Source organism: Arthrobacter sp. NPDC080073 (genome assembly GCF_040686575.1).
Taxonomy (GTDB): Bacteria; Actinomycetota; Actinomycetes; order Actinomycetales; family Micrococcaceae; genus Arthrobacter.
Map to the genome: position 1 here is coordinate 42,512 of NZ_JBFBKR010000002.1, position 17,995 is coordinate 60,506.

A 17,995-nucleotide genomic window follows, 5' to 3' on the forward strand; every position below is an offset into this window, starting at 1 on the left:
GATAGCCAAAATGGATGATATTGAGATGGTCAATCGGAGGATGGAGAGGCATGGACATCGAACACAAGCAACTGGTCCAGCTACTGCCGTTGCTGCCACTGCTGGCTGAGCTTGGCCGGACGCAACATGTCACCGAGACGGCCGAGCTGCTCGGAGTACCCCAATCGACGGTGAGCCGGGCGCTGGCCCGGGCAAGCGCCGTCGTCGGGACCGAACTCCTTATCCGTGAGGGCCGGGGAGTCCGCCTGACCCCGGCCGCCAAGACCCTGCTTCCCTACATCGAAGCGGCGCTCGCCGAGTTCCAGGCGGGACTGGACGTGGTCCGCCACGAATCCGATGTAGTCCGCGGCCGAATCGGGGTGACCTTCCAGCACACTTTCGGCGAGGCCACGTTGCCGCTGCTCATGAGCGCATTCCGGAGCCGGCACCCTTCCACGGCCTTCGAGCTCAGCCAGGGAGCACGCGCCGCCTGCCTCGATTCGCTCATCGCGGGTGAGGCCGACTTTGCCTTGACGGCACCCGTGGCGGCGCCCGGCAGGGGCCTCGCCTCGGCGTCGCTGTACCGCGAGCCGTTGCGGTTGGTGGTCCATCACCGCCATCCGTTGGCCCGGCGGGCCAGCGTGCGGCTCGCCGAGCTCAAGCATGAGCCGTTCGTTTCCATGGGGCCCGGCTTCGGCTTGCGTTCGCTGACCGACGCGATCTTCCGGGACGCGGGCTTCCGTCCCAGGGTCGCTTTCGAGAGCCAGGACTCGCACACCATCCGCGGGCTCGTCTCCGCTGGACTGGGCTACAGCATCCTGCCGCCGGGAGGACTAGGGCCCGGTCCTCAAGGGGTCCTGGATTCCACGGACCTGGGGTGGGTGGAAGTGTCGCTCGACTCGGAACTCGCATACCGGGAGATAGGGATTGCCTGGCGTGAACGGCGCAAGGAACCGGACCCCGTAAGGCTTTTCCGTGAACTGGTGCTTTCCGATGGGCCGGGGCTGCTCGCAGGCCTTGTCAAAGCGCGATCCGGAACCCAATAGATCCACCCGCTGCGCCCGCGCTAGGCTTTTGGACGTGGAGACTGCAGAAAACACGACCCCCCGGCCCGACGACGGATTGGTACCGGGCGCCGCCGAGGGCACTGCCCGCGGACCCGTGCCGAGTCACGGCTCCGTCGCGGCAACGGTCATCGGGCTAGACATCGGTGGCACGAAGACCCGCGGTGTCCGCTTCGAGCACGGCAAGCCGGTCCGCGACGAAAGCACGGGGAGCTCCAACGTCCAGAACGTGAGCCGGGAGACGGCTGCGAAGAATCTTGGCGAGCTCTTCGCCATGATCGGTGGCGGCGACGTGGACCGCGTCCTCGCCGGCGCAGGGGGAATCGACACTGACGCCGATGCCCGCGCCCTGGCCGAGCTGATCGAACCCCATGTCCCGGGCGCACAGGTCACGGTGGTCCACGATTCCCGCCTGCTACTGGCGGCAGGCCGGGCCAGCACAGGAGTGGCCGTCATCGCCGGTACTGGATCCGCGGCCTGGGGAAAGAACGCCGAGGGGGAAGAAGCCCGGGCCGGCGGCTGGGGCTTCCTCCTGGGCGACGAGGGCAGCGGTTACTGGCTGGGCCGGGAGGCGGTGCGTCACAGCCTCCGGCGGATGAACAAAGGGCTGGAGCCGGATGGCCTCACAGTGGCCCTCCTGGAATCCTGCGGCGTGGATGACCCCAACAAACTCATCGCACTGTTCCATTCGGAGGACACCGACCGGCGGTACTGGGCCCAGCGCGCAAGCGCCGTAGTCGAGACCGCGCGTGAAGGGCTCGAGATCAGCCGCCAACTTCTGGACCAGGCAGGGCGGGATCTCGCGGAGCTGGCGGCGCAGGCAGTTCGCCAGCTTGGCCTCCCCGGACCGGTGATTCTGGGCGGCGGCCTCGGCATGAACGTCGAGCCCTTGCAGTCCGCTTTCAGGGCGGGACTGGCCGCGCACGGGATCACCGACGTGCGGGTCCTGGACCAGGAACCGGTTTTCGGTGTGCTGCAGATTGTCGCGGAGTTGCCCTAAGGCGTGTCGCCAGGCTGTGGGTTCTACTCCGCAGCCCTGTTCCGTGACCTCGGCTTGAGCTGGACGCCCGGCATGGGCGGGGCGGGGATGCGCCCGGCTTCGGCTCCGGCATCCGGCCCGTGGCCGTGGATCCAGCCGAACCGCGAAGCGCGGGCATCCTCGTCACTCAGGAGCGCCTGGGCTTCCCAGTCGTCCCGGGCCTGCTCCACTTCCTCGTGCGTCCGGCCCACGAAGTTCCACCACATCAGGATGTCCTCTTCGAAGGGTTCCCCGCCCAGAAGCATGAAGCGTGTCCCAGGCGCCGCCTCAAGGCGGAGCGATTCCCGGCCCATGCCGAGGAAGGCCAAGGGACCGGGATCGACTTCCTGGCCGTCGATCACGGCGGAGCCGTCCAGGACCAACACGGCATGCTCGAATTCGGGGTTCAGCGGCAGCTCGATCGGACCCGAGGCTGAGATTTCCACGCCGACAATCGGGCTGTACATGACCGCGGGAGAGTTCTGCCCGGCGAATTCGCCCACGAGCACCGTTGCCCTGAAACCGTCCGTAGTGACCACCGGAAGGTCGACGATCTGCTGGAACGACGGCGCCCGGTGCCTTACGGCGTCTGGCAAAGCAACCCACAACTGCAGGCCCCGGGACAGCGGCAGGAGGGTGCCGCCGTCGGGGGAGTCCGGGTGAAGTCCTGCCGGCAGCACGCCGAACTCGGAATGCGAAATGCCGCGGCCGGCCGTCATGATGTTCAACTGTCCGGGACGGACCACGACGTCGCTGCCTACGCTGTCGCGGTGCCGTACCTCGCCTTCGAGGGGCCACGTGACCGTCTGCAGTCCCATGTGCGGATGGGGAAGAACGCTCATCGCGACGCGGTCCGGGCCGAAACTATCGAGGAAGCACCAGGCTCCTACGGTCGGCATTCCGCGCTGGGGCAGGGTGCGGGAGACCGTCATGTTGCGGACACCGCCCAAGGGAACTTCGCGGGCCGGCCAAAGCTGTACAAAAGGACCCTGCCCGGGGTGTCCGGCGGGGCAGACTTCCTGGGACGGCGCCGTTTCCAAGTTGGTCACGATACAACTCCATGTGCTGAACAGTGTTCCTCCCAGCTTAGGCCTAGGCTGGCTCCATGAGCATGCAGTTCGACACCCGCCCGGCCGCGTACGGCGTGGTCATACGCGACGGAGCAATCCTTTTGGCCTATTGGAAGCAAGACGGCAAAGAGGGCTGGACCCTTCCCGGCGGAGGCCTGGACCTGGGGGAGCATCCCGTGGACGGCTGCCGCCGCGAGATCCGGGAGGAAACCGGGTACGAGGCCGACATCCGAGCGATGCTCGGGATCGACGTCGGCCACTGGCCGGGTGAGGAGCGGCTGGACGGATCCGGCCGTGATTTCCAGGCACTCCGGCTGGTTTACGAGGCAAGCATCACGGGCGGCGAATTGACCCACGAGATAGACGGCAGCACTACCCACGCCGCCTGGGTGCCGCTGGGCAAGGTTCCCGGACTGAACAGGGTGTCCCTGGTCGATATCGGCCTCCGCCTGCACCGTGAGCGGCCCCTCAACGGAAAACTGCCGGCGCCCTGAGGATTGCCGATTCATTACGGTCTTCGCGCCTGCGCTGACATCGTCGGTGGTGCTGGTTAGGCTGTAGAACATCAGTACGCTGTTGATTGATTTCCCTCGTTGATATTTGCGGCCCGAAAAGTTAGGTAAGCCCCGGAATGGCTGAAGCCATGATTGAGTTCCAGAGCGTCACCAAGCAGTATCAGGGCGGACAACCCGCTGTTGATCGATTGAGCATGTCCATCGACAAGGGTGCCATCACCGTATTCGTCGGACCCTCGGGCTGCGGAAAGACCACGTCCCTGCGGATGATCAACCGCATGGTAGAGCCCACCTCGGGCACCATCACCGTGGCCGGCAAGGATGTTTCGAACGAGCCGGCCGCCCAGTTGCGCCGCTCCATGGGCTACGTCATGCAGTCTTCGGGACTCATGCCGCACCGTTCGGTGCTGGACAACATCGCCACCGTTCCGCGGCTCAACGGCGTTTCCAAGGCGGCGGCCCGCAAACGCGCGGAAGAGCTGCTCGACGTCGTCGGGCTGGCGTCGGTGCTCGGCAAGCGGTACCCGTCCCAATTGTCCGGCGGCCAGCAGCAGCGCGTCGGCGTAGCCCGCGCGCTCGCAGCGGACCCGCCCGTACTGCTCATGGATGAGCCCTTCAGCGCGGTGGACCCCGTGGTCCGCGACGAGCTCCAGCAGGAACTCCTCCGGCTCCAGCGCGAACTGGCCAAGACGATTGTCTTCGTCACCCATGACATCGATGAAGCCACCGTGCTCGGCGACAAGGTGGCCGTTTTCGCCGTCGGCGGCAAACTGGCGCAATATGCGGCACCCGAAGAGATCCTCCGGGCGCCCGCCAATGACTTCGTAGCCTCGTTCGTAGGCCGCGACAGGGGATTCAGGCACCTTTCCTTCAACGGCGCCGAGGATGTTCCGGTGCATCCGGTCAAGACGGTGGAGGCCCCGCAAGTTGCCGCGGGCAGCAGCGAATGGGCCTTGGTGCTCGACGGCGACTCCCGGCCTTTGGGATGGGCCTCGCCGCGCGACGGTGCCGGCCTGATTCCCGGCGGCTCCTTGTTCCGGCGCGGCGATACGCTCCGCCGGGCGCTGGACGCCGCTTTGTCCTCACCTTCGGGCCTTGGCGTAGTGGTGGACGACGCCGGCAGGCTCGCCGGTGTGCTCAAGGCCGATGAAGTGCTGGCGCTCATCGAGAAGACCCGGCACAACCGGGAGGACGCCCCCTGATGGAATGGTTCCTGGCGAACAGCGGGATGGTCTTCGAGCGGGCCGGCGAGCACCTTGTCCTGGCGTTGATTCCCATGGTTTTGGGTCTGCTGATTGCGGTGCCCTTGGGGCAACTGGCCCGGCGCAACCGTACCCTCAGGGCTGTGGTCACCACGGGAAGTTCCCTGCTGTACACCATTCCTTCCTTGGCGCTTTTCATCATTTTGCCGCCGATCCTGGGAACGCGGATCCTGGATCCGCTCAATGTCGTGGTCGCCCTCACCCTCTATGCAGTCGCCTTGCTGGTCCGTGCTGCCATGGACGCCTTCGATTCCGTGGACGACGACCTCCGCATGGCGGCAGTGTCCATGGGGTTCAAACCGACCGCACGGTTCCTGCAAATCGACCTTCCGCTTTCCCTGCCCGTGCTTTTTGCGGGCCTGCGCGTGGTGTCCGTCAGCAATATCTCCCTCGTGAGCGTCGCCGCGCTCCTGGGGGTCGGGAATTTGGGAATGCTGTTCACCGACGGGTTGCAGCGCTCGTTCGTCACTGAGGTGGTGGTCGGCATCATTGCGATCCTCCTTCTGGCCCTCATCATGGATACGTTCCTGGTCCTGCTCGAGAAGCTACTGACGCCCTGGACCCGGGCCGGTGCGGCAACCGCCAAGCAAGACGCGAAAGCAGCGCAGTTCATCGCCGATGCCCGGATCCATGCGGAGGCGGGTCGATGAGCAACATCTTCGTTGACACCCTCGCATGGCTCACGGATCCAGCTCACTGGTCAGGAAGCGGCGGAATCGCCACCAGGCTCCTGGAGCACCTGGAGTATTCCGGGCTGGTCCTGGTGATTGCCGCAGCCATCGCCGTGCCGGTGGGCCTCTTCATCGGCCACACGGGACACGGACGCGTCGTTGCCGTGGCGTTCGCCGGCGCCTTGCGGGCCCTCCCCACCCTCGGCCTGCTTGTCCTCTTTGCCCTGTTGGCTGGAAGCGGACTCATGCCTCCCGTCTGGGCCCTGGTCATCTTGACTGTGCCGCCTCTCCTGGCCGGGACCTACGCCGGGATTTCGAGCGTTGATCCAACGGTGGTTGACGGCGCCCGGGCCATGGGCATGACAGAACTCCAGATCCTTTTCCGCGTGGAGCTGCCCAACGGACTCCAGGTCATGTTCGGCGGCATCCGCACGGCGGTCCTCCAGGTCATCGCAACGGTTTCCGTGGTGGCGTACCTTCCGCTGGGAGGCCTGGGGCGTTATCTTTTTGACGGATTGGTCCTTCAGGACTTCCCCCGCATGCTCGGCGGGTCACTGCTCATCGCGGCGTTGGCAATCGCCGTCGACCTCATTCTGGCCATGGCGCAGAGGATCCTCCTCCCGCCCGGACTTTCCACCGATTCCAACGGCGGCCACAAGGCCGCCGGAGATCTCGCAGCCGCTGCACCAGCAGGGGCTGCCGTTCAAGGAGGTACCGCATGAAGCAACCCGTCACCCTGACCCGCCGCGGGCTCGGCGGCCTAGCGGCCGGAGTCGGCATTGCGCTTGCCCTGAGCGCATGTGGCGGCAGCCCGCTGTCCACCCCGTCCACCAGTGCCCCGTCCGGGGCCGGCGGCTCGCTCACCGTGGGCTCGGCGGATTTCCCCGAGAGCCAGGTCATCGCCGAAATCTACGCCGGAGCACTGAACGCCGCCGGCGTCACCGCTACCACGAAGCCCAACATCGGATCCCGCGAGATCTATTTCAAGGCCGTGCAAGACGGTTCGATCGACCTCGCCCCCGACTATTCCGGCAACCTGCTGTCCTACCTGGATGCCAACGCCACGCAGGTTTCGGCTGACGACGTCTACAAGGCGCTGCCAGGAAAGCTTCCACAGGGCCTGGGAGTGCTCGACCCCGCCAAGGCTGAAGACAAGGACGCCATGGTTGTCACGAAGGCCACGGCGGAGAAGTACCAGCTCAAGTCCATCGCGGACCTGGCCAAGGTCTGTGGGGACTTGACGATGGCGGCGCCGGCAACCTTCGAGACCCGCGCCTATGGGTTCCCGGGCCTCAAGGCCAACTACAACTGCGTGCTCAAGGGCCTGAAGCCGTTTAGCGACGGCGGCGGCAACCTCACGCTGCAGGCCCTGCTCTCCAACGACGTCCAGGTTGCCGACATCTACACCACCACGCCGTCCATCCAGGACAACGCCTTGGTGGTCCTGGATGACCCCAAGAACAACTTCAAGGCCCAGCAGGTCCTCCCGCTGTACAACATGGCCAAGATGACGGACAAGGCGAAGACAGCCCTCAACAACGTGTCCAAGATCCTCACCACGGACGACCTCATCAACCTCAACCGGGCAGTCAGCGGCAACCAAAAGCAGAACCCCAAGGACGCTGCGGCCGCTTGGCTCAAGGACAAGGGGATCGTGAAGTAAGTCCCCACGGCCTCCGTCGCCTCGCTCCGCTCGTCCAGGGAACCCTCCCCGCCACCTCCCCAAAACTCGCAAGCTCGATTGGGGCCCCTCGGTGGCGTGGGCCCAGGCGGCGGAGGCCCCTGCAAAGGACGACGGCGGCGAGGAACCCTTTTTGGGGGCCTCGCCGCCGTCGTCGTGAATGTGAGTGATGTCTCAGCTGAAGTACATCCCCGGTATGGCATATTTGATGAATGGCAGAATTCAAGCAGTCCACCAAGCTTCATAATGTCCTTTACGACATCCGTGGACCGATTCTTCAGGCCGCCCAGCAGATGGAGGCAGAGGGTCACCGCATCCTCAAACTGAACATCGGAAACCCGGCACCGTTCGGATTTGAAGCGCCGGACGCGATTTTGGTGGACATGATCCGCCATCTGCCCCATGCCCAGGGATACAGCGATTCACGCGGAATTTTCTCGGCCCGCACCGCCGTTTCGCAGTACTACCAGACCCGCGGCATCCAAAACATCCACGTAGACGACATCTACCTTGGCAACGGCGTCAGCGAGCTCATCACCATGTCGCTCATGGCCTTGCTCGAAGTGGGAGATGAGATTCTCATCCCCACTCCGGACTACCCGCTCTGGACCGCCTCGGTGGCATTGGCCGGCGGACGTCCGGTCCACTATCTGTGCGACGAAGAGTCGGGCTGGCAGCCTGACCTTGAGGACATGGAATCGAAGATCACGCCTCAAACCAAGGGCATCGTGGTCATCAACCCCAACAACCCCACGGGCGCCGTCTACCCGGAGGAGACCCTCAAGAAGATCGTGGCCCTCGCCGAAAAGCATGGCCTCGTGGTGTTCGCGGACGAGATCTACGAGAAGATCCTCTACGAAGACGCCGTCCACGTGAATCTTGCCGGACTCACCGGCGACGACGTGCTCTGCTTGACGTTCAGTGGATTGTCCAAGGCCTACCGGGTGTGTGGCTACCGCGCCGGCTGGATGGCCATCTCCGGACCCAAGAAGGACGCCGCAGACTATCTTGAGGGCATCAACCTGCTGGCCAACATGCGTCTGTGCGCCAACGTGCCGGCGCAGCATGCCATCCAGACCGCCCTCGGTGGCCACCAAAGCATCAACGATCTCATCCTGCCCGGGGGCAGGCTCCTTGAACAGCGAAACAAGGCCTACGATCTTCTCAACGCCATCCCCGGCGTAAGCACACAACAGGCCAGGGGTGCCCTCTATTTGTTCCCGAAGTTGGACCCCGAGGTCTATCACATCCGTGACGACGAGAAATTCGTGCTCGACCTTCTCAAAGAGCAAAAGATCCTCGTCTCACACGGACGGGCCTTCAACTGGGTGCGTCCTGACCACTTCCGCATGGTGACCCTGCCGAACGTCAAGGACATCGAGGAAGCGATCGGCCGCATGGCGGACTTCCTGGGGCGGTACCAAGGCAACTAGCCTGTAGTGCAAGCCGCAACGAATGCGGCCGGACCAGAGGGGACGTCGAAATGGCCGGGGCCAAGGAGTTCACCAAGCAGGTATCCACGATCTTGAAGGCCGGCCCTGGTTTCTCGTTGGACGCCGTAGACCCCGGATCGACGCCCGGCTACAAGGGGAAGAAGCCTGACGGCGTCGCTTTGCTGGAAGCGCAGGACGGCCGTTTGGATGTCCTGCAGGAGATGCTCTTTGCCGAGGGAAAATTCGGCAGCTCCAAACGGGTGCTGTTGATCCTCCAAGCCATGGACACCGCCGGCAAAGGCGGGATTGTTGAGCACGTCGTCGGATCGATGGATCCCCAAGGTGTCAAGGTTGTTCCGTTCAAGGCTCCGACTGATGAAGAGAAAACCCATGATTTCCTCTGGCGGATCGAAAGGGCACTGCCCGGCCCCGGGATCGTCGGGGTGTTTGACCGATCCCATTACGAGGACGTGCTGATACACCGCGTGCACGGTTGGGCCAATGAAGCTGAACTGGAACGGCGCTACGCGGCCATCAACGAATTCGAGGCCGGCCTGGCCGAGCAAGGCACTGCGATCGTCAAGGTCATGCTCAACATCAGTCGCGATGAACAAAAAGCTCGACTGCTGGCGCGATTGGATGACCCGTCCAAGCACTGGAAGTACAGCCCGAGCGATCTTAAGGAACGTGCCCTGTGGGATTCCTATATGGAGGCCTACCAGCTCGTCTTCGAGAAAACATCAACAGATGTAGCGCCCTGGTATGTGGTTCCAGCGAACAAGAAATGGTTCGCGAGGATCGCTGTCCAGGAGCTTCTACTCGAGACCCTCGGGAAGCTGGAGCTGAGCTGGCCGAAAGCAGACTTTGACGTGGCGGCGGAACGGGCGCTGGCCGTCCAATCCTAAGGAGCCTTCGCGTCGTCCTCGCCGGTGTTCCGGGCCGCGGCAAGCCTCCTGCGGGCACCCTCCAGCCACTCTTCGCAGCGCTTTGCCAAAGCCTCGCCGCGTTCCCAGAGGGCGAGTGATTCCTCAAGGCTCGCTCCGCCTGCTTCAAGGCGGCCAACCACAGCCATGAGCTGCTCACGGGCTTCCTCGTAGCTGAGGGCGTCCAGGTCCTCAGCGGATGCCTTGGCCGCAGGGGAGGTGTCTTCTGTTGTCATTTCTCAGTCCTCATTGTGCTGGTGCTTGCTAGATTGTCCGGCAGCGGCGGCTGCGGCGGCTCCGGTAGATGCGGCGGCTCCGGTAGATACGGCTGCAAGGCGGCCTTCCGCCAGCCGGAGGCTCAGCTCCGTCCCGTCAGGGGCTTGGTCCGGGCTCCGGACGACTTCGTGGCCGACCCCGTCCGCTCCCGCTATCTGGACGACGGCGTAGCCGCGGTCCAGTGTTTTTTGCGGAGACAGTGCCCTTAGCTGTGCGCGGAGGTGGTGCAACTGGTCAAGTGCGCGGATAACCGCGGAACTTACTGCGGTATGGGCATGTTTCCGGAGCCGTTCGACGTCCTCTTCCCGTGCCGTGACCATTCCCTCGGGGGACGCCAGCACAGGGCGTGATCTCAGCGCGTGGAGTCGGTCCGTTTCGCGGTCCACGAGGCGTCCCACGCCGCGGCGTAGCTGCTCGCGGGCCTGACGTACCCTGGCCAGCTCCTCGACGACGTCAGGGACGATCCTCTTCGCGGCGTCGGTGGGCGTCGATGCCCGAAGGTCGGCGACATCGTCCAGGATGGGATGGTCGGCTTCATGGCCGATCGCGCTGACTACCGGGGTGGCCGCTGCCGATACCGCCCGGACCAGGCCTTCGTTGCTGAACGGAAGCAGATCTTCCAAGGCTCCGCCGCCGCGGGCGATCACGATCACATCCACGTGCGGATCGGCGTCGAGTTCCTTAAGCGCAGCCAGGATCTGGCCAACAGCGGTGACACCCTGGACTGCGACCTCCCGGACGGCGAATTCGACGGCGGGCCAGCGAAGGGCCGCGTTGCGCAGGACGTCCTTCTTGGCGTCCGAATCGCGGCCGGTGATGAGCCCGATCCGGTGGGGGAGCAGGGGCAGCCGCTTCTTCCTCGAGTCTGAAAACAGCCCCTCGGCGCCAAGGGCCTGGCGCAAGCGCTCGATTCTCGCGAGGAGATCGCCGAGTCCGACGGGCCGGATGTCCTTGATCGACATGTTGAGCCGACCGGTCTTGAGCCAGAATTCCGGTTTGACCAAGGCCACGACGCGTGAGCCACGCTCCAGCGGCATCTTCTGGCGGTCCAGGACGTTTGACCACAGCGACGCGGGCAAGGAGATTTCGGCGTCGGTGTCCCGCAGGGTCACGAAAGCGCTGCCGCCGCGACGGTTGAGTTCGATGACCTGGCCCTCGATCCACGCGGCCGGGGCCCGTTCTATGTGGGTCTTGAGCTTGCGGGACAGCAGTTGCAGCGGCCACGGATTGTCGGGACTTGTCTCCGACGCCGTCGCGGGCAGGGTTGACTCTGCCTTCGTGGATTCTCCTCTGGAGGACTCCTCTTCCCGGGCTTCCGGGTTCGGGAATCCTGGAATCGGCAACGCCCCGGGCGCGCCGCCCGGTACAGCATCATGGGACACGCGGGTAGCCTCCTGCTGGTGGCTGGTGCATGGTTCAGTCCTCGCTGGTACTTTGCTAAGGGGTGCGGGAAGCACTGCTGCCGTCAGTGCAACTCAAATATTGCTACCGAAAAGATTTGCTACCGAAAACACGGTGGCAGGCTTCCAACTCTATCCATACCTTGTAGCATGCATGACTGACATTTACTCGTCGTCGCTCCGCCTGGAATTGCTGTACTCCAAACTTGAGGAATCCATTGCGCACGTTCGTCTCTGCAATCGCAGTGATCTTTGCCCTTCTGCTCACAGGAATCGCCGTCCCTATGGCATGGACGGACGCCAACATCGTCAGGGAAGACGGATTCGTGGCGCTCACCTCTTCGATCGGGAAGGACCAAGCGTTCCAGTCGCGCCTGGCGGGCACCGCCGTCGCAAGCCTGGAATCCAAAATCAATCTACCGGCGCCGGTGGAGCAACTTGGCGCCGCTTTCCTCAAGGATGCGGCCACCGCAATGTCCACGTGGCCCGAATACCCGCAAGCGTGGAATGAAACCGTGCGCCGGAGCCACCAACTGAATTTCGCAAGCAACGCCGGTTCCGGGAACTCGACCGCAGGGACGTCCTTGGTGCTCGACGTCGGGCCCCTGGTCAAGCTCGCCGCTGACCGGCTCCACGCGGCAACCGGCCTCCCCATTGCGACGCCGGACTCCACCCTGGTCAACGTCGGCGGTCCCGCCCAGCGCCAGCAGGTAGACGCCATCGCCGCGTACGCGCCGATGTGGTGGATTCCAGGACTTGGCGCCGTCCTGCTGTTTGTCCTGGGGCTGCTTGCCGCGAAACGCAGGGGCGTGGTTCTCTTCTTCACCGGACTGGGCCTGGCCGCAGTCGCAGCGCTGTGGCAAGTGGCCACGGCGGTGCTGAAGGGCGCAGGCGATGCGGGCCTGGGCGGAACCGCCACCGGCGGTCTTTTCGCGCGGGAGCTGGTGGCGGCGTCGGTCGACAATTTCACCGGCTGGATCACCATCGCCTGGATTGCCGCGGGAGTGTTTGCGCTTCTTGGCCTGCTCGGTGCGATTTTCTCACGCAAAGCCAGGCCGAGCGTGCGGGCGAACGCTGCCGGTAGCATGGAGGGATGACCAGCTCAGCAGTTTCCATTCCGATGCCCTCTGTCCCGCGTAGGCGCCGGACGCCGGAAGAGGTGCTGGCCGCCGCGCCGGTCTCCGGCCCCAAGCGGGTCTTGCTCGCGGCTCCCCGCGGATATTGCGCAGGTGTCGACCGCGCAGTCATCGCAGTGGAGAAGGCACTGGAACACTATGGGCCGCCGGTATACGTCCGTAAGCAGATCGTGCATAACGTCCATGTCGTCTCCTCGCTGGAGGAGAAGGGTGCCATCTTCGTCGAAGAGACGGACGAGGTACCCGAAGGCGCCCTCGTGATCTTCTCCGCCCATGGAGTGTCCCCGGCGGTAGTGCAGTCGGCTGAAGACCGCGGCTTGCGCACCATCGATGCCACGTGCCCCCTCGTCACGAAGGTGCACCGCGAGGCAGTCCGCTTCGCCAAGGAAGACTACGACATTCTCCTCATCGGCCACGACGGTCACGAGGAAGTGGAAGGCACGGCGGGCGAAGCCCCGGATCACATCCAGATCATCAATGGCCCGCACGAAGTGGACAAGGTCACGGTGCGCAATCCGGAGAAGACCATCTGGCTTTCGCAGACCACCTTGAGCGTCGACGAGACCATGGAAACCGTCCGGATGCTCAAGGAGCGCTTCCCCACGTTGCAGGATCCGCCCAGCGACGACATTTGCTATGCCACCACCAACCGCCAAGTGGCCATCAAGAAGATTGCCCCGCAGGCGGACCTCGTGATCGTGGTGGGATCAGCGAATTCCTCGAACTCCGTGCGGCTCGTCGAAGTGGCGCTTGAGTATGGCGCCAAGGCCTCCTACCGGGTCGATTTCGCGAACGAGGTCGACGAGAGCTGGTTCGAAGGCGTTGCAACCGTGGGCGTCACATCCGGCGCTTCCGTTCCCGAGGTCCTGGTCCAGGATGTTCTTCGTTTGCTCGCCGACTACGGCTACGGTGCGGTTGAAGAAGTAGTGACGGCGGAGGAAGACCTGCTGTTCTCCCTGCCGAAGGAACTGCGCGCCACCCTCAAAGAGGCCGGAGACGTCACACGCGCCTTGGGCGGACGCGGGAACCGCCCAACCTCGTAGTTGGGTCCGGGTCCGGCACGCTTTGCCGGGCCCGGACCGCTACTCGGCCGGTCCTATGCCGCGGATTCTCCTTCGATCAGCTCGGGCGCGGCAAGGGTCCGCGGCACAGCTTCCACTGCGGACGGTGCCACCAGGCCGTCGGTGTCCATGGAATTGAGCTTCCGTGCCGTCGGCAGGACACGCGCTTCGAGGGTTCCGACGAGTGCGTTGTAGCGTTCCACCGAGGTCTTCAAGGACGAACCCAGCTTGCCCACGTTGTCACCAAGGGTCCCCATGCGTTCATACAACTGCCGGGCGAGCTCGAAGAGTTCCCGCGCGTTGTCCGTCAAGACGTCCTGGCGCCAGGTGAAGGCGACGGACTTAAGTACCGCCAGCAATGTGCCCGGGGACGCAAGCACCACGTTCCGGGACAAGGCGTGATCCAAGAGCGCGGGGTCCGCTTCGAGGGCGGCGGCCAGGATGGATTCCGCTGGCAGGAAGCAGATCACCAGCTCGGGGGAGTTGCCGGGGATGTCCCAGTACTTCTTGGACCCCAGGGCATCCACGTGTGACTTGAGGGCCTTCGCATGTGCGAGCAGCAAGGCATCCGTGCCGTTGCCTGCCGGGAGCGCGCCGCTCCCAGCCGTGTGCCCGGTGTTGCCTTGTTCCTGGGCGGCGAGGTAGGACGCCAACGGAACCTTTGCGTCCACCACGAGCTGCTTTCCACCCGGCAACTGGACCACAAGATCCGGCCGGATGGCGTTGTCGACGGACGCAGAATGGACCTGCTCGTGAAAGTCGACGTGACGGAGCATGCCGGCGGCTTCCACTACCCGGCGCAGCTGGACTTCACCCCACTGGCCCCTGGCACTGTTGGACCGAAGGGCGGAGGCCAGCGCGTGGGTGGAGCGCAGCAGCTGCTCATCGGACAATCGGGCTTCCTGGAGCTGCTGGGCAAGCTGGCCGTACTGCTCCAAACGATCCCGCTCCAGAAGCGAGACCTGTTGCTGGACGGCCGTGAGCTTCTCGGCAACCGGGGCAAGGGCGCGCATCACACTGCCATCCTGGTTCCTGGACTCGTTCAGTTCACGGTTCTGGGACAACAGAAGCCGCCGTTCGGCGTCGGCGGCGGCAAACTGGGCGTTCACCGCGGCAAGCCGGGCCGAGACGCCGTCGAAATCTTCTTCAAGAGCGGCATTGCGGCGCCGAAACAGGAAGAAGCCCGCCACCACCCCTGCGGCGGCCCCTAGAAGAAGCATGAACAAAGCGAGTATTACTGCGAAACCATCCATGTCTCCAACCTTGGCACAGGGGTAGGACAATACAGCGAAGCCAGGTCACGGCCGGGCGTGGGGTCCGGGGTTCTTGCCGCAAAGCGGAGAAGGGCACTCAACGGGTAGAATCAATGCTCGTGGCTCTTACTATTGGCATCGTCGGACTGCCCAACGTCGGCAAATCAACTCTTTTCAACGCACTGACCCGCAACCAGGTGCTGGCCGCGAACTACCCGTTCGCCACCATCGAGCCAAACGTCGGCGTCGTCAACCTGCCGGACCCGCGCCTGCAGAAGTTGGCCGAGGTCTTCGGATCGCAGCGCCTCCTGCCCGCCGTCGTCTCGTTCGTTGACATCGCAGGCATCGTCAAGGGCGCCTCAGAAGGCGAAGGCCTGGGCAACAAGTTCCTCGCGAACATCCGCGAGGCAGAAGCCATCGCCCAAGTCATCCGCGTCTTCGATGACCCCGACGTTGTCCACGTTGACGGCAAAGTCGATCCGCGCTCGGACATTGAGACGATCAACACCGAACTGATCCTGGCCGATCTCCAGACGATCGAAAAGGCCATTCCCCGGATCGAAAAAGAAGTCAAGATCAAGAAGCGGGAAGCCGCGGAACTCGCAGCAATCCTGGCTGCCCAGGCCGTGCTGGAACGCGGCGACACGATCTTCTCCTCGGTCAAGAGCGACAAGCTCGAGATGGAACACCTCAAGGAACTCAGCCTCCTCACGGCCAAGCCCTTCATCTACGTCTTCAACTCGGACGAAGAAATCCTGGGCAACCCCGAAAAGCAAGAGGAACTGCGTGCCATGGTGGCGCCGGCCGACTGCATTTTCCTTGACGCCAAGCTGGAGTCGGATCTCGTCGAACTCGACGAGGAAGAAGCCCGCGAAATGCTCGAGATGAATGGCCAGGACGAATCCGGCCTCGACCAGCTGGCACGCGTCGGATTCCACACGCTCGGACTGCAGACCTACCTCACGGCCGGTCCAAAGGAAGCCCGTGCCTGGACCATCCACCGAGGCGACACCGCGCCCCAGGCCGCAGGAGTCATCCACACGGATTTCCAGCGCGGATTCATCAAGGCCGAAGTGGTCTCCTTCGATGACCTCATCGATGCCGGATCCATGGCCGAGGCCAAGTCCCGCGGCAAGGTCCGTATTGAAGGCAAGGAATACGTCATGGCCGACGGCGACGTGGTGGAGTTCCGCTTCAACGTCTAACCTCTGCGGGTCCGGGTAAGAAATGAGTGCCGCCCCAAGTTTTGACCGATCGCGAGCAGTTGGGTCGAGCTTGTCGTCGGAGAGTTTGTCGGATCCCGTTCGCAGCCAGGAGATCCCAGATACCGAGCCTAGCGAAACTGCTGACTCAGCCACCTGGGTGGTTCTGAGGGGCACGGCACACGGTCAACTCACCAGAGGATCAGGGTTGGGCTGCGGTGCGGTGCACTTTGCTCATCGGCGATTTGTAGGCAGCGTTGATCCTGGTCCCGTCGAGCCAGTCGTCCAGCCGTTTCGACTGCGCCTGTAGGGCTTTTCGTCCGGCGATCCCGGGGTCGCGGCCGATCAAGAGCTCGACGTGACCGGCGTCGTCCTGGACGTAGCTTCCGATGATCTGGCCGTTCCACCAGGCGGTGGTGCCGCAGTTGCCAGACCAGTCGAATATCGAAGGGTAGAAGTCGGGCGGGAGGTAAAAGTCCTTCTCCTTCCAGCCGAGCGACGTCGGGTCCAGTGCCGGCAGCACGGCGGCCCACGGCTCGACCGGGGGCTCGGGTTCCTCGTCGTCGGGCAGTACCCAGCCTCGCTGGTCACGCTCCAGCTGCACTTGCACGGCGGCGAGGTCGGCCAAGGCGTCACGAATGGCCCGCTTGGTGGTGCCGAACCACCAGACCAGGTCGGTCTCGGTGACAGGCCCGAACGCACGGAGGTATTCGCTGACCAGCGCTTCATATGCGGTGCGGGGGTCGGCGTGCTCGACGGGCTCGCCGAACCAGTCGTCCATGCGCGCCCATCGGTGCCGGTTGGTGCGCCAGGTGCCGTCGTTGCCTCCGCGGACCAGGTCGCCGGCCGCACCCATCCAGCTCAGCACCCGTGGTGCGATGTGCTGGACGTTGCCGTAAGGCTTGTGCGCAAACCAGGACACTTGGCCGGAGAGCTCTGGGAGTTGTTCGCGGAGCTCTTGTGCGCTGGCCTCGCGGTGATCCTTGAGTGCGTTCAGGACCGCCGATCGTGCGGTGTCCATCCAGATCTGGCCGTCCTCGGCGATCGCTGCCGCCTCGATGTCCTTGCGCAGCTTCGTGGACTCCTGCCGGGCCACGCGCGCCGACGGCCCGCCAAGGACCTGAGGCAGGCGCGACGTGTTGAACAGGAAGACGGTGCGGCGCATCGCGAGCTGCTTCACGACCGTCCGTGAGCTGACCTGTGCATCCTCGAGCGTCTGGGGAGTGGACTGCTCGGTGCGGGCGAAGGTCGAGAGGTACGGCGTGGCTGGCTCGGTCGCGTGCAGGGCGAGCATCGCCTCGATCGCTGCTTCGGCGTCGGCAACGCGGTGCTGCGGAGAGATCGCGTGCCGGCGGGCGAGGCGGGAGCGGCGTTCGATATCGGTGATGAGGCGCAACGGGGTCTTCCTGGCTTTCGATCTCGGCAGTTCAGGGCAGAGCCGTGATCCAGGCTGCGACGGCGCGACCGATTTCGTCGGGTGAGTCCTCCTGTAAGAAGTGGAGGCCGGGAACAGTGACCTCTTGCTGTGCCGGCCAAGTGCGCGCGAAGTCGCGGCGGCTACCGGTCAATCCCATGCCTGGATCGCCGTTGACGAACAGCTTCGGAACGTCGCTCTGGACGAGCCAGTCGCAGTAGTCGCTGACGATTGCGGTCACGTCGGCAGGCTGGCCGTCGAGCGGGTTAGCTCGGGCCCAGGCGAGCGTCGGACGCCGGTCCTCCCCGGCGTTGAGGAATGGGCGTCGGTACTGTGCGAGCTCTTCTTCGCGCAGTTTCCGGAGCACGCCGCTGGCGAGTATCTGCTCGTAGATCGGAGTCTGGAGAGCGATCCGCTCGCCTTCCTCGGACTTCAAGAGCGTCATCAGGCGTCGCGCGTCCTCGGACAGATTGTCTGATTCGGGAGACCGGACGATCGCCTCCATGAACGCGATGCCGCGCACGGCGTCGCGATGACGATTCGCCCAGTCAAAGCCCAAGCCGGAACCCCAATCGTGGACGACGAGGGTGACCCGGTCGCGGACAGCGAGTTGGTCCAGCAGTGCGTCAAGGTAGCG

17 protein-coding genes and 1 pseudogene are annotated in these 17,995 nt (G+C 64.3%); 12 read left to right on the plus strand and 6 right to left on the minus strand.

Going from position 1 to position 17,995, the window contains the following annotated elements; all coding sequences use genetic code 11:
• Positions 1-50 precede the first annotated feature (50 nt).
• Together AB0O52_RS02395 and AB0O52_RS02400 are read left to right on the plus strand one after the other, a co-directional pair.
• The gene (locus AB0O52_RS02395; protein ID WP_364532851.1) at positions 51-1,025 is read left to right on the plus strand and encodes a LysR substrate-binding domain-containing protein; all 975 of its coding nucleotides are present in this window, start codon (positions 51-53) and stop codon (positions 1,023-1,025) included.
• Between the two features lie 115 nt (positions 1,026-1,140).
• Positions 1,141-2,043 (plus strand): BadF/BadG/BcrA/BcrD ATPase family protein, encoded by a 903-nt coding sequence (locus tag AB0O52_RS02400; protein WP_364533767.1) that lies wholly within the window; start codon positions 1,141-1,143, stop codon positions 2,041-2,043.
• 23 nt (positions 2,044-2,066) lie between these two features.
• Here the strand turns inward: AB0O52_RS02400 and AB0O52_RS02405 are convergent, their stop codons facing one another.
• On the minus strand, positions 2,067-3,110 hold the full coding sequence (locus AB0O52_RS02405; RefSeq protein ID WP_364532854.1) for a pirin-like C-terminal cupin domain-containing protein: 1,044 nt from the start codon (positions 3,108-3,110) through the stop codon (positions 2,067-2,069).
• A gap of 56 nt (positions 3,111-3,166) precedes the next feature.
• Here AB0O52_RS02405 and AB0O52_RS02410 point away from each other — a divergent pair, with 56 nt between their 5' ends.
• From AB0O52_RS02410 to AB0O52_RS02440, 7 genes are all read left to right on the plus strand, one after another.
• A complete protein-coding gene (locus tag AB0O52_RS02410; RefSeq protein ID WP_364532857.1) occupies positions 3,167-3,625 on the plus strand; it encodes an NUDIX domain-containing protein in 459 nt (152 codons plus the stop codon).
• 137 nt (positions 3,626-3,762) lie between these two features.
• Positions 3,763-4,848, plus strand: a complete 1,086-nt coding sequence (locus AB0O52_RS02415) for an ABC transporter ATP-binding protein (RefSeq protein WP_364532860.1) — start codon at positions 3,763-3,765, stop codon at positions 4,846-4,848.
• On the plus strand, positions 4,848-5,558 hold the full coding sequence (locus AB0O52_RS02420; RefSeq protein ID WP_364532863.1) for an ABC transporter permease: 711 nt from the start codon (positions 4,848-4,850) through the stop codon (positions 5,556-5,558). Before AB0O52_RS02415 ends, AB0O52_RS02420 begins: the two co-directional genes overlap by 1 nt.
• Complete coding sequence (locus AB0O52_RS02425; protein ID WP_364532866.1) at positions 5,555-6,301, plus strand: ABC transporter permease; 747 nt, start codon at positions 5,555-5,557, stop codon at positions 6,299-6,301. Before AB0O52_RS02420 ends, AB0O52_RS02425 begins: the two co-directional genes overlap by 4 nt.
• Positions 6,298-7,242, plus strand: coding sequence for an ABC transporter substrate-binding protein (locus tag AB0O52_RS02430; RefSeq protein ID WP_364532869.1), 945 nt, complete (start codon positions 6,298-6,300; stop codon positions 7,240-7,242). The genes AB0O52_RS02425 and AB0O52_RS02430 overlap by 4 nt, the downstream gene beginning before the upstream one ends.
• Before the next feature lie 230 nt (positions 7,243-7,472).
• Positions 7,473-8,693 carry a pyridoxal phosphate-dependent aminotransferase gene (locus AB0O52_RS02435; protein WP_059387460.1) on the plus strand — a complete coding sequence of 407 codons (1,221 nt, stop codon included), beginning with the start codon at positions 7,473-7,475 and terminating at the stop codon, positions 8,691-8,693.
• 50 nt (positions 8,694-8,743) lie between these two features.
• Positions 8,744-9,598 carry a polyphosphate kinase 2 family protein gene (locus AB0O52_RS02440; RefSeq protein ID WP_364532871.1) on the plus strand — a complete coding sequence of 285 codons (855 nt, stop codon included), beginning with the start codon at positions 8,744-8,746 and terminating at the stop codon, positions 9,596-9,598.
• On the opposite strand, the gene AB0O52_RS02445 is transcribed toward AB0O52_RS02440, so the two are convergent.
• Complete coding sequence (locus tag AB0O52_RS02445) at positions 9,595-9,852, minus strand: exodeoxyribonuclease VII small subunit (protein WP_364532874.1); 258 nt, start codon at positions 9,850-9,852, stop codon at positions 9,595-9,597. The genes AB0O52_RS02440 and AB0O52_RS02445 overlap by 4 nt on opposite strands.
• A gap of 3 nt (positions 9,853-9,855) precedes the next feature.
• Positions 9,856-11,154 (minus strand): exodeoxyribonuclease VII large subunit, encoded by a 1,299-nt coding sequence (gene xseA / locus AB0O52_RS02450; protein WP_364533770.1) that lies wholly within the window; start codon positions 11,152-11,154, stop codon positions 9,856-9,858.
• 356 nt (positions 11,155-11,510) lie between these two features.
• Here xseA and AB0O52_RS02455 point away from each other — a divergent pair, with 356 nt between their 5' ends.
• Together AB0O52_RS02455 and AB0O52_RS02460 are read left to right on the plus strand one after the other, a co-directional pair.
• Positions 11,511-12,389, plus strand: a complete 879-nt coding sequence (locus AB0O52_RS02455) for a hypothetical protein (RefSeq protein ID WP_364532877.1) — start codon at positions 11,511-11,513, stop codon at positions 12,387-12,389.
• Entirely contained in the window at positions 12,386-13,471 is a 1,086-nt protein-coding gene (locus AB0O52_RS02460; protein ID WP_364532879.1) for a 4-hydroxy-3-methylbut-2-enyl diphosphate reductase, read from the plus strand. The genes AB0O52_RS02455 and AB0O52_RS02460 overlap by 4 nt, the downstream gene beginning before the upstream one ends.
• A gap of 53 nt (positions 13,472-13,524) precedes the next feature.
• Here AB0O52_RS02460 and AB0O52_RS02465 read toward each other — a convergent pair whose 3' ends face one another.
• Positions 13,525-14,742: a DNA recombination protein RmuC gene (locus tag AB0O52_RS02465; protein WP_364532882.1), complete on the minus strand. Its 1,218-nt coding sequence runs from the start codon at positions 14,740-14,742 to the stop codon at positions 13,525-13,527.
• A gap of 119 nt (positions 14,743-14,861) precedes the next feature.
• Here AB0O52_RS02465 and ychF point away from each other — a divergent pair, with 119 nt between their 5' ends.
• The gene (gene ychF, locus AB0O52_RS02470; RefSeq protein ID WP_364532884.1) at positions 14,862-15,947 is read left to right on the plus strand and encodes a redox-regulated ATPase YchF; all 1,086 of its coding nucleotides are present in this window, start codon (positions 14,862-14,864) and stop codon (positions 15,945-15,947) included.
• A 199-nt stretch (positions 15,948-16,146) separates the two neighbouring features.
• Here ychF and AB0O52_RS02475 read toward each other — a convergent pair whose 3' ends face one another.
• Both AB0O52_RS02475 and AB0O52_RS02480 read right to left on the minus strand, forming a co-directional pair.
• Positions 16,147-17,340 carry a winged helix DNA-binding domain-containing protein gene (locus AB0O52_RS02475; RefSeq protein WP_364532886.1) on the minus strand — a complete coding sequence of 398 codons (1,194 nt, stop codon included), beginning with the start codon at positions 17,338-17,340 and terminating at the stop codon, positions 16,147-16,149.
• Between the two features lie 31 nt (positions 17,341-17,371).
• Positions 17,372-17,983, minus strand: a pseudogene (locus tag AB0O52_RS02480) (haloalkane dehalogenase); the annotation flags it as partial.
• Between the last annotated feature and the right edge of the window lie 12 nt (positions 17,984-17,995).

Coding starts and splice junctions, on each gene's coding strand:
- AB0O52_RS02460 (WP_364532879.1), top strand. CDS start 12,386: ATGACCAGCTCAGCAGTTTCCATTCCGATGCCCTCTGTCCCGCGTAGG.
- AB0O52_RS02395 (WP_364532851.1), top strand. CDS start 51: ATGGACATCGAACACAAGCAACTGGTCCAGCTACTGCCGTTGCTGCCA.
- AB0O52_RS02435 (WP_059387460.1), top strand. CDS start 7,473: ATGGCAGAATTCAAGCAGTCCACCAAGCTTCATAATGTCCTTTACGAC.
- AB0O52_RS02410 (WP_364532857.1), top strand. CDS start 3,167: ATGAGCATGCAGTTCGACACCCGCCCGGCCGCGTACGGCGTGGTCATA.
- AB0O52_RS02440 (WP_364532871.1), top strand. CDS start 8,744: ATGGCCGGGGCCAAGGAGTTCACCAAGCAGGTATCCACGATCTTGAAG.
- AB0O52_RS02445 (WP_364532874.1), bottom strand. CDS start 9,852: ATGACAACAGAAGACACCTCCCCTGCGGCCAAGGCATCCGCTGAGGAC.
- AB0O52_RS02425 (WP_364532866.1), top strand. CDS start 5,555: ATGAGCAACATCTTCGTTGACACCCTCGCATGGCTCACGGATCCAGCT.
- AB0O52_RS02465 (WP_364532882.1), bottom strand. CDS start 14,742: ATGGATGGTTTCGCAGTAATACTCGCTTTGTTCATGCTTCTTCTAGGG.
- AB0O52_RS02420 (WP_364532863.1), top strand. CDS start 4,848: ATGGAATGGTTCCTGGCGAACAGCGGGATGGTCTTCGAGCGGGCCGGC.
- AB0O52_RS02430 (WP_364532869.1), top strand. CDS start 6,298: ATGAAGCAACCCGTCACCCTGACCCGCCGCGGGCTCGGCGGCCTAGCG.
- AB0O52_RS02415 (WP_364532860.1), top strand. CDS start 3,763: ATGGCTGAAGCCATGATTGAGTTCCAGAGCGTCACCAAGCAGTATCAG.